Origin of the sequence: Mesorhizobium sp. M7A.F.Ca.MR.148.00.0.0 (assembly GCF_003997735.1) — a bacterium.
GTDB lineage: Bacteria > Pseudomonadota > Alphaproteobacteria > Rhizobiales > Rhizobiaceae > Mesorhizobium.
Genome location: NZ_RZTB01000778.1, coordinates 1 through 218 on the forward strand (window position 1 = coordinate 1; position 218 = coordinate 218).

Below are 218 nucleotides of genomic sequence, written 5' to 3' on the forward strand. Positions count from 1 at the left end.
CAAGGAAGGAGCGCAGCGATTCGTACTCCTCCATCGAACGGATCAGCTCTTTCAAATTCTCCAGCCGGCCGGGGGCTTCGACCGAGCGGTCGTTTTTCCACATGTCGGTGTAGCCGCTCTCTTCCAAGATGGTCTCGGCGAGTTCGGTGTGCGGCGTGGTTTCCAACGCCTTTTGCCAGCGCTCGAAATTGGCCGCCACTTCACGAAGTGCGGCGCGC

Annotated in this window: 1 protein-coding gene; it reads right to left on the reverse strand. The window is 60.1% G+C overall.

Annotated features, from left to right (window positions below):
- Nucleotides 1–218, reverse strand: a 218-nt coding sequence (locus tag EOB49_RS36240) for a hypothetical protein (protein ID WP_164782046.1), incomplete at both ends; no start/stop codon positions are given.